The sequence below is a fragment of the Chloroflexus sp. MS-CIW-1 genome (assembly GCF_030444705.1).
Classification (GTDB): Bacteria; Chloroflexota; Chloroflexia; order Chloroflexales; family Chloroflexaceae; genus Chloroflexus.
This window is the reverse complement of the sequence record NZ_JAUBWR010000001.1, coordinates 1,346,194-1,361,872: the sequence shown is the minus strand read 5'-3', so window position 1 is coordinate 1,361,872 and position 15,679 is coordinate 1,346,194. Positions and strand designations below refer to the sequence as shown.

Annotated in this window: 11 protein-coding genes; 1 reads left to right on the top strand and 10 read right to left on the bottom strand. The window is 55.3% G+C overall.

Features of this window, described 5'->3' with window-relative positions:
* On the bottom strand, positions 1 to 510 hold the full coding sequence (gene lspA, locus QTO31_RS05365) for a signal peptidase II (protein WP_031460104.1): 510 nt from the start codon (positions 508 to 510) through the stop codon (positions 1 to 3).
* Between the two features lie 128 nt (positions 511 to 638).
* Between lspA and QTO31_RS05360 the strand changes: the two genes are divergently transcribed.
* Positions 639 to 1,745 carry a DUF2034 domain-containing protein gene (locus QTO31_RS05360; RefSeq protein ID WP_051871151.1) on the top strand — a complete coding sequence of 369 codons (1,107 nt, stop codon included), beginning with the start codon at positions 639 to 641 and terminating at the stop codon, positions 1,743 to 1,745.
* A 585-nt stretch (positions 1,746 to 2,330) separates the two neighbouring features.
* Here QTO31_RS05360 and QTO31_RS05355 read toward each other — a convergent pair.
* The 9 genes from QTO31_RS05355 to QTO31_RS05315 all read right to left on the bottom strand — a co-directional run bounded on the left by QTO31_RS05355 (position 2,331) and on the right by QTO31_RS05315 (position 15,602).
* Positions 2,331 to 3,080, bottom strand: coding sequence for a hypothetical protein (locus tag QTO31_RS05355; protein ID WP_301428375.1), 750 nt, complete (start codon positions 3,078 to 3,080; stop codon positions 2,331 to 2,333).
* 80 nt (positions 3,081 to 3,160) lie between these two features.
* Positions 3,161 to 4,087: a hypothetical protein gene (locus QTO31_RS05350; RefSeq protein ID WP_301428374.1), complete on the bottom strand. Its 927-nt coding sequence runs from the start codon at positions 4,085 to 4,087 to the stop codon at positions 3,161 to 3,163.
* Positions 4,088 to 4,299: 212 nt separating this feature from the next.
* Complete coding sequence (locus QTO31_RS05345) at positions 4,300 to 6,309, bottom strand: ATPase, T2SS/T4P/T4SS family (protein WP_236631231.1); 2,010 nt, start codon at positions 6,307 to 6,309, stop codon at positions 4,300 to 4,302.
* A 13-nt stretch (positions 6,310 to 6,322) separates the two neighbouring features.
* Entirely contained in the window at positions 6,323 to 7,582 is a 1,260-nt protein-coding gene (locus QTO31_RS05340) for a ParA family protein (RefSeq protein ID WP_031460099.1), read from the bottom strand.
* Between the two features lie 73 nt (positions 7,583 to 7,655).
* Entirely contained in the window at positions 7,656 to 8,864 is a 1,209-nt protein-coding gene (locus QTO31_RS05335) for a CpaF/VirB11 family protein (RefSeq protein ID WP_031460098.1), read from the bottom strand.
* Positions 8,865 to 8,979: 115 nt separating this feature from the next.
* The gene (locus tag QTO31_RS05330; protein WP_301428373.1) at positions 8,980 to 9,792 is read right to left on the bottom strand and encodes an SAF domain-containing protein; all 813 of its coding nucleotides are present in this window, start codon (positions 9,790 to 9,792) and stop codon (positions 8,980 to 8,982) included.
* Between the two features lie 25 nt (positions 9,793 to 9,817).
* The gene (locus tag QTO31_RS05325; protein WP_301428372.1) at positions 9,818 to 10,330 is read right to left on the bottom strand and encodes a hypothetical protein; all 513 of its coding nucleotides are present in this window, start codon (positions 10,328 to 10,330) and stop codon (positions 9,818 to 9,820) included.
* Between the two features lie 9 nt (positions 10,331 to 10,339).
* Positions 10,340 to 10,750, bottom strand: a complete 411-nt coding sequence (locus tag QTO31_RS05320; RefSeq protein WP_031460095.1) for a TadE/TadG family type IV pilus assembly protein — start codon at positions 10,748 to 10,750, stop codon at positions 10,340 to 10,342.
* Positions 10,751 to 11,051: 301 nt separating this feature from the next.
* The gene (locus QTO31_RS05315) at positions 11,052 to 15,602 is read right to left on the bottom strand and encodes an SdrD B-like domain-containing protein (RefSeq protein ID WP_301428371.1); all 4,551 of its coding nucleotides are present in this window, start codon (positions 15,600 to 15,602) and stop codon (positions 11,052 to 11,054) included.
* Between the last annotated feature and the right edge of the window lie 77 nt (positions 15,603 to 15,679).

The window sequence follows — 15,679 nt, the reverse complement described above, 5'->3', positions numbered from 1 at the left end:
CTATTGTGAAATCATTGCCTGCCGGGTTCGCCGCCACGCAATTTCATCGAGCGCGTACTGCAACATTAACAGCGCAGCACCAACGGTAATCGAACTATCGGCCAGGTTGAAAATCGGAAACCAGCCGACCTGGATAAAATCGACCACAAAACCGAGACGAACGCGATCAACGACGTTCCCCAACGCCCCACCGAGGATCAGACCAATTGCAATCTGTACCAGACGACGCCGATGAGGTAGTTGCGTAACGTAGAGATACACAGCACCGGCGATGATGATGAGCGCTACAATCGTTAAGACATCAGATTGGCCCTGGAACAGGCTAAAAGCGATACCGGTATTTTGTGAATATGCCAATCGAATGTTGTCACCGACCAGCGGAATGAAACGGGTCATTGGCTCAGGGCCAAGTTGGACGACAATCCAGTGCTTTGATAGTTGATCAAGCACTAATGCAGCGGTAGCAACCAGTAATGGTGTTATCCAGCGGGCCTGTATCAGCGACTTCACAGTGATTTTCCTCCTGGGCAAGATATGTGTATGCAAACTATTATAACGCAGACGACGTGGAAACGGACGTGTAATACCGATCTGGTACTATGCGCTGTGGTGAAGTGTTCATAACAGGAGACCTCAACATGGCGCGACGTTCCAGGCAACGTTCTTCCTACAACAGCTCAAATCTGCATGCAACGATTGTCATGCCGACATTTTTGGCTATTTTGGGTAGTCTTACCCTTGTACAACCTCTTCTCTGGCAGATTGTATTCATCATCGGGAGCCTTTCCGTCATCTTCTTGATCAACCAGTGGCTTATCGACCTTCGGATTTTACGCTTGCGCCGGCGGCAACTGCTAGAACTCTCGCCGAGCGAATTTGAACAGCGCGTTGCCCTCCTTCTTGAAGATTTAGGCTGGAAAAATGTGGTGATACGTGGCGGAAGCGGTGATCGTGGCGTCGATATTACTGCTGAGCGTGATGGTTTACGCTATCTGGTTCAATGTAAACGGTACAGTAAATCGGTAGGTCCCAATTATGTGCGCGATCTGGTCGGTGCACTCCACATTCAGGGTGCCGACCGGGCCATCCTTGTCGCTACCAGTTCATTTACGCCGCAGTCGCGACTTGAAGCACGCGGACAGGCGGTTGAACTGTGGGATGATAAGATTCTGTTGCAACGGTTAAGCGATGCGGAACGAATCCATAATGCCCAACAGGTACAACGGAATCAGGATCGGATGCTGTTGGCTCTCGGTACATTTGGGTTGAACCTTGTACTGGCCGGTATCGCTCTCCTGTTCGCCGGGATACCGCAGATTACTCTCAATGGGCAAGGTACGCTCGTGCAATCAGGTGGTGCTCCTCTACGCACAGCCAATACCGCTTCGTCAAGTAATCTTCAATCACAAGGTTCATCATCCGCAGGGATCGGTGTTGTTAAACCGACTTCGCAAGCAACGCCAACGCCAGCACCAACATCAACGCCTACTCCGGCACCAACACCAACGCCGATCCGACCAACGGCTATAGTATTTAACGGTGGTAATGTACGGGCCGAACCCTCCCTGAAAGGCGCTGTTCTCGATCAAATTCACGCTAATGAGACGGTGGTGTTGCTCGGACGAACCGCTGACGGGGTCTGGTTGCGGATCATTAACCCACGCCAGCAAGAAGGTTGGGTTCATCGTTCCCTCTTGACGATTGAGCCGACGGTTGAAGCAACATTACCGGTGATAGCGCCATAGAGAGGCCTGGGTGCGCGGGCCTCCGGTATGCCTGTGCACCAGGCCGTTGGCACCTCTTAAACCATTGATTACCGTCATCGAGGCGGTTGATGAAGGCCAGAGGCCTGCCTGGGTGCGCGGGCCTCCGGTATGCCTGGGTTCGCGGGCCTCCGACCCGCCTGTGCAACAGGCCGTTGGCACCTCTTAAACCATTGATTACCGTCATCGAGGTGGTTGATGAAGGCCAGAGGCCTGCCTGGGTGCGCGGGCCTCCGGCCCGCCTGTACACCAGGCCGTTGGCACCTCTTAAACCATTGATTACCGTCATCGAGGCGGTTGATGAAGGCCAGAGGCCTGCCTGGGTGCGCGGGCCTCCGACCCGCCTGTGCAGCAGGCCGTTGGCATAGCAGCACATCATCGTCTTCAAGCCCTCCCGCAAACCTCATCCCCCAGGCCTCGCAGACCTCAACCTCTCCAGGTCCTCGCAAACGGGGAAGGGGCGGGGGGTTAGCCCGCTCTTATCCCTCTTTCCTAATCCTCACCTCACCTCGCCACTGCTGGGCAGGAACATAATCTTACGAAGCCCTATCATTCACAATGCCGTTCTCAAAAGGACAACACATTACTCCCGACAACCATAACGAACAGTAGGTTAAGTAAAATCCCCACCACCAGACTGATAGCTGCCAGCAAGAGCAGATACACGGTGCGCCGACGAATGAGACGGCGAAACTCGCCTTGCAGCAACGCTTCGAGCGTCTGTTGTTGAGCGGCCAACACCATCTCAACCGGTGTCCCTTCGGCTTCGGCCTGAGCCAAAGCCGCAGTAGCGTCGATCAGCTCGCGACAGCGATAGCGACGTGCGATCTCGGCCAGGGCTGCAAAAGGACGCATCCGTTGCTCTTCGCTCAGGGTCAGGGCCGCAGCTACGACTTCACGCATTGACACCTGCCGTGGTGTTGCCTGCGTACAGTAGCGTCGCAAGAGCATACTTGGCGCCTCGAAGCTCCCTAATGCGACCCGAATAAATCCGATTAAACCCGGTGTAAGTTGACGCAGCTCACGCTCGGTGCGTGCACGCCTGCGTTGGGGCTGGCGCGCCCATACCATCCCAAATGCTATATACGCTGCCAGGCCGAGTGCGATCCAGAAGATACCACCACTGAGAGAAGCACCTAAACAGAGCAGTGCAAGAACGATCCCCCCACTCTGCCCGATGAGCAGACGTTGCCGTTCATTAAGAGGTTTGGTTGCGACCGGTTGATGACGAAGCACCACACCAAGGGCGGCTAACAGTGCACCACTCAAAGCGGCCAGGAGTGCCGGAGCGGTAGAAATTGATAGGATATGTGACATACAGCCTCCTCCCAGAAACGATAACGGCTGACGCGCGTCCACAGGTTGCACGCCCGTCATAAGCCAACAACAAGATCACCTCAGTAATCAACATCCTCGACACGCGAGAGCCAGAAACCGCCAATGATTGGTGCCAGCAAAGCCAGAGCGACAATAATCGCAAAGAACATACCCAGCGGTGAACTGTATGCCACCCACACCCGTTCCCATTGAGTTGTAATGAGGTAGAACGCCATTAAGCAGCCTGCTCCACCAACAGCCAAACCGCTGTAGCGCATTTGGGCGAGTTCAGTCAACGCTTCTTCGCGTCGTCGTTCAGATGCCTGCAATGCAGCATAAGCAGCCGCACAACGCCGTGCTTGCAGGTCTTGCGGTTGATCGGCAACGACTACCAGATGGTTAAGCAGTGTCTCGTGGCGTGGATTCGAGGTTTGCGCAGCCAGTGCAGCAATGACCTGACGGAGCGTGGCAATACTGCCATCGGCCAGTGGCGTACCCTGTTGCTGGATGAGCCATATCCATTCGTTACGCAGTGGACCGTTTGGCATATCAGCCAGAATACGTTCTAAGGCAGTACGTAACCCTAGACCGCCGCTCAACAGTGCGCTGAGTCGACCAATGGCTGGCGTTAATTCACGTTCCAGTTGCTGATTGTAACGGTATGTAGCGAAGGTAAAGCCGAGCCGGACTACCAGTGCGGCTACAGCCGGCGCAGCAGCCAGCGCAAGCCAGACGGAACCGATCCATCCAAGCACAACACTGCTAAGGGTTGCCGCACTCCCTGCTAGCAGCAATGCTATTCGCGTTTCCAAGAGCTGCGGTCGCCAGGTCAATGCCGGATCGAAACCAGCCACCAGACGAGACCGGTGGAGACGGTTCAGGAATTGAGCCAACGGTTGACGGAACATAAATGTCGCCGTCATAGTGATCAAGGCAGCCAACAGAGCTGGTGCAGCCCGTAGCAACCAGGCCGTTTCTGGATGGGTGAGGGTATCGAGAGCAGGCATTCTTTACTCCTTCATTGCTTTTCTGTTATTGACCTTAATCACCCAATGGCGTGCACAAACCTGCGGGAAACGTGCAGCTTCATCGGACAAGATAAAGAAAACCCCGCATCACCATGAAATTAGCGAAACGCACCGCAGCGCACATCTGCACAACACGGCTGATGATCCTTACCTTCCCCTTCCTCGTTTAGAAAGGGGAAGGTGGGAAACAACTAACCGGCAGGGACTGATCCGCTCTCTTGCCTGTTCAATACAGCCTCGCGCATCCGCAGCGCCGCAGCAACCGGCATCAAGGCCGCCGGGCTAACCTCACCGGTTGCTATCAGGGCATTGAGCGCAGCGTAGCGAGTACGCAGCAACGCCAGCGCCGTTTCATCACTGAGTCGGCCTGGATCAAGATTGGTCAGGAGATCAAGCGCATCACGGGCACGGCCCTGATGTAACGCTTGATCGGCACGTTCAACGATAGCCCGCGCATCACGGTCAGTTTGTTGAGCAACTGCGATAGTGTCGGCTAGCACCGACCACCCACCGGGAGGAGAAAACGCTGCGTACCGTTCGAGGTCAGCGTGAAGCCCGGTATACAATGCGGCTGCACGATCCCAATGGCGGCTGTGCAACGCACCTGTAATCTGTTCATACGTTTCACGAGCAGCCGTCGTCGCCTGATGTGCCTGTACAGGCATCATCAATAGCGCCTGCCGGGCAGCCTGAGCCAGACGCTCATCACTGCGCTCGGTCCAGGCTCGTCGTAAGATTGCCAGCGCTCGTTCGGGGGCACCGGTTTGACGAGCGAGGGCAGCCTGAGTCAGAGCATCTTCGACAATTGCCCGACTACTAGCAACTGCCCGAGGACGTTCACTCAGCTTGAGCAGAGCCAGACGTTGCTTGAGAATGTCCGGTGTTCGATCTTCACCATTCCAGATCAATTCATCATGCTGTGCTTGTGCCAGGCAATACCAGCGGATACCGGTCCGCTCTGGTTCGGCCCATGCTAGCGGAACGATCCGTGGCCGTAACCCAGTAGCCGTCTCCTCACAACCATCGAGCAGCGCAACCTCATTGATATAGCGACGCCCGACGCTACGCGACAGATGAATCACAACATGGAAATTGTCGCAAATGTCTTCGAGCGCGTTATTCCGCCGACCTTCGTAGAGGTACGCACCAGGCATCGCTGCACAATCGGCTAGCCGACTGACGGCACGTAACGCATTGCGAGCGTGGATGGTGGTAACGACAGCGTGACCACTCACAGCTACGGCGAGTATCGCACCAGCTTCGGCAGCACGGGTTTCACCCGGCGCAACCAGTGATGGCGTCTGCCGCAATACCTCACGTGCGGCGCGACCAAAAGCGTGCGGTTCGAGGCTGGTCTGAACCAATTCGCGTGTCCAGGCTGCATGACGAACGTTTATCTCCAATGTGTTGTCTTCAATGGTGATCACGTGGGGTTCGCCTGGCCATGAATTGACAATCGCCTCAAGCAGCGCTGTTTTGCCACAACCGGTTTCGCCTGCGATCAGAAACGAACAACGAGCACGTACCAGCAATTGCAAGAGAGAAAAGAGAGTGTCATCACAGGCGTCACGATGCAGGATGTCTTCGAGCGTCCAGGCTGTACGTCGGCCGCGCCGGATACAGATCAAGGCAGTATCATCAGGAGTACAGGGTGGGATCGTCACGTGCATCCGGGTACCATGCGCCAGCGGCAAGGTATCTTGCGGTCGGCTACGATCAAGTGGTACAGCCAGACGTGAGGCCAACACCAGTGCCCGATCAAGCGCCTGACGTGGTGAGCTGAAGCGTTCGGGGGCGAGGGTAAAATCCGAGCCCTCTTCTTGAACCATGATACGGTCACCGATAATCTTAACCTCTTGAATCCGTTCATCATCGAGGTATGGTTGGGCCGGTCCCCAGCCAATCGTGTCGTGAAAGAGACGGAGCAGACTGGCATCATCGGTAGATAATCCGGCCAAAGGCCCACCAGACTCAGTTTGTTTGCCGATTGCCGCCCGTAGCACGCGCAGTACTTCTGGATCACGCTCAGTTGCAGGCGCAACCGGATCGAGTAGAGCGGGACTTAGCTCGCGGAGCAGGAGATCACGGGCCGCCTGCAAGACGGCGCCCTTTAGATCAGTAGCAGTCTGTTGCTGTGGCATCAAATCGGCCAATCCACCCTCTTCAATCACCGTTAATGGTCGGTATGCAGGATGCATCATCGCCTCCAGAGACTTATGAAATTGCGGGTGCTAACGTTCGTTGACCAGGGAGCCGCTCACGCAAGCGCGCCCACCATCCGACCTGCGGCATCGGCAATCTTGGTTGCAGGCCGGCATGAGCACACAATGCCTCGACCACCTGATGTGCAGCACGGGTGAAACGGCTCTGCGGACCAAGGTCGAGCATCGATATGTAACCGTCGTGCTCATCAGCAAGACTGGCCAATCGCGGTTCACGCGGTAGCGTACCGAGATTCCCGATCCGTGGATAACGACGAGCGAAAAGCTCAGCGACCATACCGACAGTGACGGTCACACCACGTTCTGGCTCCATAAAGAGGAGCGTACAGCGTTCGAGTCGCTCAGGAGCCAGTTCGGTAAAGTGTTCGAGCATATGACCGACCCCCATTCGTTCACGGGCCCCAGGAGGTGTTGGTAAAATGACACTTCCCCCTGCCTGTAAGACATGGGTAGCGTAAGGTCGGCGCAGGTAATCGGGCGGAGTATCGATCAATACAACATCATAGCCTTCCAACGCGATAATCCCCTGATACAGCCCTTGCCAGTCGGGTAAGCGGATATCATTTTCGGCACGGGCAACCGCATGCGAACCAATGAGAAGGTCGATCCGCCCCCAACCTTGTTGATCGGCACGAGTGTGTTCAGGTTGGAAAATAAACGGTTTAATACTGGTCGGATTCCAATGTGATGGACCGCGCTGCACCAGATGCAGATACGATGGCGCACTGGCCGGAATACGAAATGCAGGCACCAGACCGGGGTTCGAGATGTCGCTATCCCATACCAGCACATCAAGACCGCGCCGCCGCAGACCTTCCGCCAGAACACAGGTCGCAAAGGTCTTCCCGATACCACCTTTAGCCGCACCGATAGCAATGACCGGCAAGCGTTGGACACCGCTACCGCGACGACGCCCAATTTGTGCGCCAATCCAGTCGGCCAGCACCGCCGGGTTGCGTTCACCGGTTGCCGGTATACCGGCGGCTAGCGCATCAGGCAACGCCGAACGAGCCGGACCGGCCAGACCTAGCATCACTCGCGCACCGACCTGCTGGGCGCGAGCGGTTACCTCCCACAGCTCGGCTATGGGAGTACCGCGACTGTCATCAATATAGATAGCATCTGGTGGTCGGGAGCCGGTCAGTAAGCGCTGAACCTGATCAATACGCGATGGCGCCAGCACGGCTACGTCTCGTAACTGCTCGACCTCTGCCTGTAATCCTTCAATGGCGCTAAAGATAATAAGTTCCATTATGCTCCTCCGGTGATGTCGGATCATTGCCGTATCTACGTTCAGTGCCAACGATTCACTGTCTACGTTCAGCTCACATCCGCCCAAGCCCCCAGGCTGCGTTCACATAACCGGCACGCACCAGGCGATCACTTGCACGGTCATAGCGGAAGAGAGGATTTGTAGGAAACGGATCACCGCTCTGCCCTTGCGCACCTTGGGGCAACACCTCTTCAACAGCCAACACTCCACGCTTGCCGTTTGGCGTCCGTCCGATTTGCACAACCAGCAAATTGACCGCATCGGACGTAATCAGACCGCGCACAATCTGGGCCGCAGCCTGACCGGCGCCGGTTGTTTCATTCGCCAACCCAATCAGTGCCATTCGTTCAAGATTGCGTAGAGCACCCTGTACCGTAGCGGCATGGATCGTCCCTAACCCCGGATGACCGGTGGCAGCAGCCTGTAACAGCGCCATGGCTTCGCCACCGCGCACCTCACCGACGATAATGTAGTTAGGCTTCTGGCGCAAAGCAAAGGTAACCGCCCGACTAAACCCACCGGTGTCGGTTGGCGCTTCAATATGCAAGCTATTTGCACTGCGCGGAAGTTCACCACCATCTTCAATAATGACCAAGCGCATATGTTTCCCGATGGCTTGCGTCAGTGCAGCGGCCAGCGTTGTCTTACCACTTCCGGTTGGGCCGGCGATCAGCAGCGAAGCACCACCGTTGAGCGCAGCCAGCAACAGATCACTCGCTTCGCGTGAAATCACCGCACTCTGCACCAGATCATCAATGGTCGTCCACCGTTCGGGCAGTAACCGAATGGCAAGGCTGGGGCCAGCGGGTGAGGCGTGCCGATCCGTTATTGCATAGCGCAAACCATCGACCACTCCCTGCATAAATGATGAGAATGGTTGATCCGGAGGAATATCGTGGCTCCGCCAGACAAGCTGGCGCTGCGTCCAATCGATCCACGCCGGATGAACCATGACTCCGGTGTTGACCATCATACCGCGTTGGACAACGAAAAAGGGTGAATCGGCCGGACCGTTGAACAGGATGTCAGAGACGCCATGCTCTGGATCGCGCCAGATTTCAAGGGGGCCGTACCAGGCCACGTCGCGCCAACGAATGGTACTGCTAAAACCGAGACGGGCAAACGCCTCTGTTGGCGGCAGATACCAACCATCGCGGAAACGCCCACTGCGCACTAACATGCGCAACTCCTCGGTGATAGCATGACCATCTTCCGCTACTGGCGCTGGTGAATGAATGAGTGTATCCCAGTTCGAGGACATACAACCTCCTTGATAGGTATGGTGTGGAACGCATAGTGACCAGATCGTTATTCGCATACAATCCATTGAGCGATGAGCGAGAGCGATCATAAATCGCTCTCGCCGTCGCTTGCGGTTACGGTTGCGCTTTATCGGATAATGAGGTCGTTGGCATTGCCAATTCCTCAACCGTGATCTGCCCAATATCGAGCCGGTCAAGAGCCGGTAAGACTGGCGAATCACTCCCGTAACGCTCACCCCACAACGTGAGACCGGCTGCCTGCAACGCCCAAAGCGTATGCGACTGATAAGGAGTCAGTTCAAGATAAGCGGTACCTACTTCAGTATCGACGTAGAGCACACGCACACCGCTGAGCAGGCGACAGGCGTAAGGGCGTGGTTGCAATGGCGAGGATGGTGGCACGACCGTGGGCTGACGACCTTCTGCCGCACGCTGGGCCTGATCGCACACATCAGGAGAGCCATTTGGATCGTTGAAACCGATATTAATGCGGTCGCGATGCGTTAACGGCCCAATTGTCTCTGTGCTGAATGGCATTGCGACCATTCCCGGCGTCAATGCTTCACCGTTGGGATAGACCGGCCGTGTTGGCGCGTGTTCCATCAACATCGATGGTTGTAACAGATCGTTGACTGCCAGATGTCGGGCGGCATATTGCCCGATAGCCAGCGTTGGCGAACTGATGCCGGTAAGCTGGACCGGTCGATGCCGTGGGAGCAATACGACCGTAAGGTCATCGGCACTGATGGGTTGCCCATAAGGCACATCACGCGCCAGAATAACGACCGGCTCGGTACGACTAGCTTCCAGGAAAGCAAGCACTGTAAAAACAGCAGTAATGATGACACCGAGACCAATCAAGATTGCCGGCAGAGGATTGCTTCGACGACGGGAAAGCGCCTGATGAAGGGTGCCAATGGCTGACATACGAATACTCCTTACTCTTGCAGTATTACGGTTGACCTAAGCGATCAATCGTGTCGGCAGCACGAATCCGTGGCGTAATGGTTCCCAAACCGAACAACCCACGCAGCGTTGGTTGTAATTCGGCGCAGAGGAGTGGCGAAGCGGTTGTTACATTGGCACAGGTTCCTCCTCTAGGTAAGACAGTCCAACGCACAGCAGTAGCTAAAGTGACCGGATCGCGATCGACCAGAGAGGCATTTCGCAAGTTGGTCAGCAGGAATTGATGGGCCACATTGACAAGCGCTGCACACTGACTGGGTTGTTGCACTGTAACCGACCGACACGTTCGGCTACCGCGTAACGTCTGGTCATTGCGGGCCAGCGCGGCGTAATCGATTTGCTGAACAGCCGAGCGGGTTGCCTGCTGCAAGGCGTCTTCGAGCAGCGCCACTTCCAGCCAGAGGTTGGTGACTTCAATCACGACCAGGGTAAACAGCGTTAAGGCCGGTAGCATCAGCGCTAGTAGTGGCAGGGCCTGACCAGGATAGCGACGAGACATAGCTTTCTCCTACTGTTGATCACGCTCGGCAGCACGTGTGGCACTGGCCCGTACCACGATCTCATCACCGAAGGGCAGGAGGGCAGTCGGCGTCCACAGGGCAACGCGGTAGCGTATCTCGACCGTGATCGGGTCGTAACGCCGACAAGGCCGATTCGGACACGAGATCAAAACTTCGCCAGTCTTCGGGTCAATACCCAGACTGCCATTCAATTCTCGATAAGCAGCTGTCTCGGTCGCCGTCCGGTTACCACCTGTTAGCGCTGCCTGATGCACCGCGGCACGAACAGCCTTATTGACGGCATAGTGGGTCAGGATGATCTGACCGACGGTAAACAGCCCAATCACTAGTGTCAACAGGATCGGTAATGCCAGTGCCATTTCGATCAGGGTCTGGCCAGAAGACCGGTGATGGTGCATAACACCCCCTTTCAAGACAAAGCTACATCATCCTGGAACACCGCAGATGCCTCACTCTGTGCGGAGTTAGTGTGTCATCATCTGGTGCGCACCTGATGGCATCTGCGCGCTCAGGCAGGATCACGACACACCAATTCGAGTATCGGGTCTATCGCGACGAATGCATGGTAGCTCTTGTACCTTCTACACACGCACTCAGGCTCGTGAGCGGTTTAACCTGCTCGTCCCATGTACAGCGGCGGTGGTGAACGATTACATTGCATAGCTATGAACCTGCTCGCTTCTCTCAAACACTCGCCCCTCAACTGCCTGGTGCCACCAGAGATCGCGGGGCAAGCAACGTCACATGAATCTGACCAGAAATGATCTGGCGGGCGGGATCGGGCAACGGTGCAACTGGTATCGGTGGTAACGGAACGCCACCAATACTGCCCGGCGCCTGATTAACAATCTGAACTTCAAGCTCCACCTGAATGTGCAGTCGCACCTTTTCAAGAACCTCGGTCGCATAGAGGTAGACATCGGATCGCATTGACGGTAGCGGTGGACGGCTCCAGTAGAGATGCACCTGATCGTCGAGATCACGTTCACGCAGAGCACCAGCACTGAGTTGATCACGGTTTTGACCACCGAGATAGCGGTAGACACAGCCACTGAGGAGCTGCGGTGTTAACGACGGGCGTGCTCCCGGTCGGCAACCACCCACACCACGACTATCGCTCGTTCGTGGATCGAAACGCTGACCGCCTACCTCAACCGCGACCAGACTCCAGCCAACAACCCGCATCTGATAGGCGTAGGGCCACGGTAGCGGTTCATCGGCGAATGTCAACGAACCGATTTGTGGTGTCAGATCAAGCACCTCACCACTCGGCCAGGCAATGTGTGAACCATCAGAGAGATAGACACCGTTGGTTTGACTGGCATCACGAGTAGCCGGATCGAGGGTCGAACGAATGGCCACCCGCAGATCACCGGTCGCCGTACCAATCGTGGTTGGCGGAGGAACGACCTGAATAGAGAGGGAGGCAACATTATCAACCGGATCATCGCCGGGTGTTGTAGTGGTAATGCGAGTCAGAGCGGGTAAAACTGTTCCGGCAGGCACCTTTGTCTGAACCACTACCTCAATCCGCGCCGCAGTTTGCGGTGCCAGCGTAGCCAAATCCCAGCGCAAACGCTGCCCATGCTGAGTAGAGGGCGGTAGGCTAGCTCCCACTAGTTGCACGTCTGCCGGCAATTCAAGTTCGAGAACCGTATTCTCAGCAGCCCGTGTCTGCGCCGGACGACGGCGGTAAAGGTTGCCGTACTCAATGGTGTAGGCAAAGACACTCCCCTGACCGATAATGCTGCTGGGCGCGTACAGTTGCACGAACGGATTTGGACGCACGATCGCCACTGTCGCACTGGCCTGATTATCCTGCTGATAGATAGGGATTTCGGGAGTCGTTGTTGTGATAGTAGCAGTAGCACTCAATTGATCGGCATTGATAGGCGCCGGTACCGCCAGCTCTAGCCGTAGTTGATTATCGGTAGCTGGCGCCAGATCGCCCAGTGCGCAAACAAGCTGACTGCCATGACGCTGACAGAATGCCGGATAGTTCGTAAGCGTGGTATTAGTCGGTAGTTCTACGGTGAGGGTTGCATTACGTGCAATGCCATTTCCGTGATTCCGATAAGAAACCTGCAACGTGCTCAGCTCGCCAGCCGCTGCCGGAGCCGGGACAAAGGCCAGCGTGACTGCCGGATTGGGGTGCAGGTAGAGTGTCCTGACGGTTGCGACATTATCGGACGGTTCATCGCCAGCAGTTGTTGTGGTAACGGTCACCCGATTATCAAAGCGGTCGATCACACCGATACGTGGTCTGGTTTGAAGACCGATCGTAACCTCCTGACCAGGCGCCAAACTACCGAGATTGCAACGAAGGGTACGATCTGCACCTTCGTAACGACAGGCTCCTCCAGGCGCACGCAGGATACTGACAAAATCGAGCTCGGGCGGTAATGAATCGCTGACAACAACATTGGCGGCGGTTGCACTCCCCCGATTAACAACCTGTAGCGTGTAGAGCAGGTGATCGCCACTGAGGACAGTTGCTGGCGCTGATTTGCTGACACTCAACTCAGCCCGTGTCAAACGAGTAAATTGCGTAGTGCTGTTATTCGTCTGGTTCGTATCTGGAGGATTGGCGCTGATCGTCGCCGTCGTATCGACCATCCGGCTCAGGGAACGACCAATCGTCGTTGGCGCACGCACACGCACATCAATCGTGCCGGTACTATTTGGATGGACACGGCCAAGCTGCCAGGTCAGTACCGATCCCTGTTGAGTAACTGGCCGACTGGAATCTAACAAACGCATTTCGGTCGGTAATATCATGTGTATGACAACATTGGTCGCCAAAACCAGACCGGTATGACGATAGCTGATGGTGTAACGCAACTCATCGCCAACCACCACCTCAGTCGGCGCACGTAGTTCAATACTCAGATCCATCTGTGGCTGTAGAGATGTCAAACCAACATCAATGTCTGATCGGATCATGCCGCGATCAATCGCCAACGGTGGACTAAAACCGCTCTGTTCATCAATATCGCTATCGCGTTGGGCGTCGCCACCACGGCCAGATGGTGCGAAGGCATAACCTTCCGGCAAACTAACAACAACCCGATACTGACCGGGTTCGAGGTTGGTAAAGCTGTAGCGACCCTGAGCATCGCTCACTGTTGTGCGTGGATACACATGCACAGGAGGCGCCGAGCCAGAAACTCGCTCTATACGTATTGGAACACCGGCAATACCCGGCTCATGAGGGTCTTGCACGCCGTTGCGATTGACATCGTGCCAGACCAGATCACCGATTGTCGCCGGTTGAAACTGACGAGTCAGCCCAATATCGACATGCTGTACCCGTTCTGAACGGAGTGGCAATGGCAGCGCACGCCCCGTCACCCCGTTACCGGTATGACGACCGGCAAACTCCACGACACCGAAGATCGGATGCGCATCGCTATCGCGGGTATCATCGGCGCCAGCGTTGAGTGGTGCATAGACCATACCGGCTAATGGCCGACCGGCCAGAAATTCGGATGGTGCAACACGCAGATACAAGGCCCGGTTCGGGGGCACTGCAACTGTGTAGCTCCCATCAGTGGCGGTAATGACACTTCCCAACGGAACTGTACGCTCCGGCTCCAGAATCTCAACTTTTACCCCCGCCAACGGTGGTTCACCAGTCTCGCGTACACCATTACCGTTGACATCGTGCCAGAGTTGACCGCTCACGAACGCATAGGTACAAAGAAGTTCGAGATCGCCAAGGGAAGTCGACTTGTTACTCTCAGGTGGAATGAGGGTAATCGCTCTAAATGGATGCGGCTGATTCGAGGTGTAGAGCATCAGTCCAGAAGCACTGTCACCGAGCAACGAAGTAGCGACGATTGTTTCTGTGCCGTTTTGATTAGGAATAGCCAGCAGGCTACCCATGTGATTTTCAACATGAGCTGCTCTATCCCCAGGAAAGCCATGCAGATGATCATTCAACCAGTCGCTAGGATTAGCTTTCATCTTGTAAGTGGGATTGCGGATATGCACTTGATCGAACCGGTACGTAGAAAAAACTTCCAGTATCCACTGACCATCACTGTTTCGCCGATAGTTCAGCGAGTCTCCTTGCGCAGTAGCGTTGTAATGACCCACCGGCGGTTCGCCAAAAAAGGTCAAATCACCAATTCGATCACGTAAACCGAGGCGGAGAAATTGACCATCAGCACTAAACTCAATGTCTGTCAGGAATGGTTGTGCATCGAGAATTGTTTGAAATTTACGATAAATGGGAAGCTTCGCCAGATTCTCGTTCCAAGGATTCCATCCGGTAATTTTATTCTCTGGTTTCAACTGTTTCAGCGTATCAAGATAGGTCGAGACTGCAAACCGCTCATTGAAAAAGTAGGTAATAAGGGGCTGATGCAGGACAACTTGCCAGCTATTCTGCAACATGTGCCACTCTAGCACGAACACTTGTGGTTTACCATCAGACGGCACTGTGTCTGTAACTCCTACCATCAACCTGGGGCTACGGGTTATTGGATCAAGGCCTGGCGCAAACTCGAGCGCAAATGGTCGCAGATTCGCCACCGTTTGTTGATTGGCGCTAATATGCTGAAAGGGAATTGGTATCGGTGATAGACGTTGTGGAGTTTCGCCAGTAATGTCGTACCGTTCAAGCTGACGGGTGTTGAGATTGACGATAAACAGCGTAGTACCATCCGGGCTAATTTCCATATCACCGAGGCCACTCTTACCTACTGCGGCTAGAATGTGGGTATCGTCACGATCATTTGTTGGGCGATCTAAGCCGGCATTAGGGACAGTGAACGATGGACGCCATTGACCGTCGTTGAAGCGGTATTCGTAGACACCACCAGGGCCGAGTGGACCATAACTGGTAAAGCGACGGGTAAAGGCAGCGGCAAACAGACGGCGAATCCCACTGATCGCACCATCGTCATACGCCAAACCGTATACCGAGCCAATGCCACTATTGTTCGCAATTCGTCGATTGTAGCCACCGTTAGTCGTACCGATCGGCGCCAGCATCTGTTTGACACCGCCCACAGTAACCCGCACAAGCGCCGGATCGTTAGCTACAACTGGGGTGTAAATCGTATCGGCAAAGCAGGTGGTTGCCAGATCAAGATCACTGTTCAGGCACGGTACCGCACTGGCAAAGCCACCGGTGCCGGTCTGCGCTCTAGCTGGTGATGACGGTAACGATGGCAGCAATAGGAGCATTATCAGCATCATCAAGATAGAGATCCGACCGCTGCGCAAGAAGCGGGGCAATGTCATTGCAATGTCTCCTTCATCGATTTCAAGCACGCCCTCACTCAGAGCGCCACCAGTAGTAGCACCCAGCGAGGGACTTC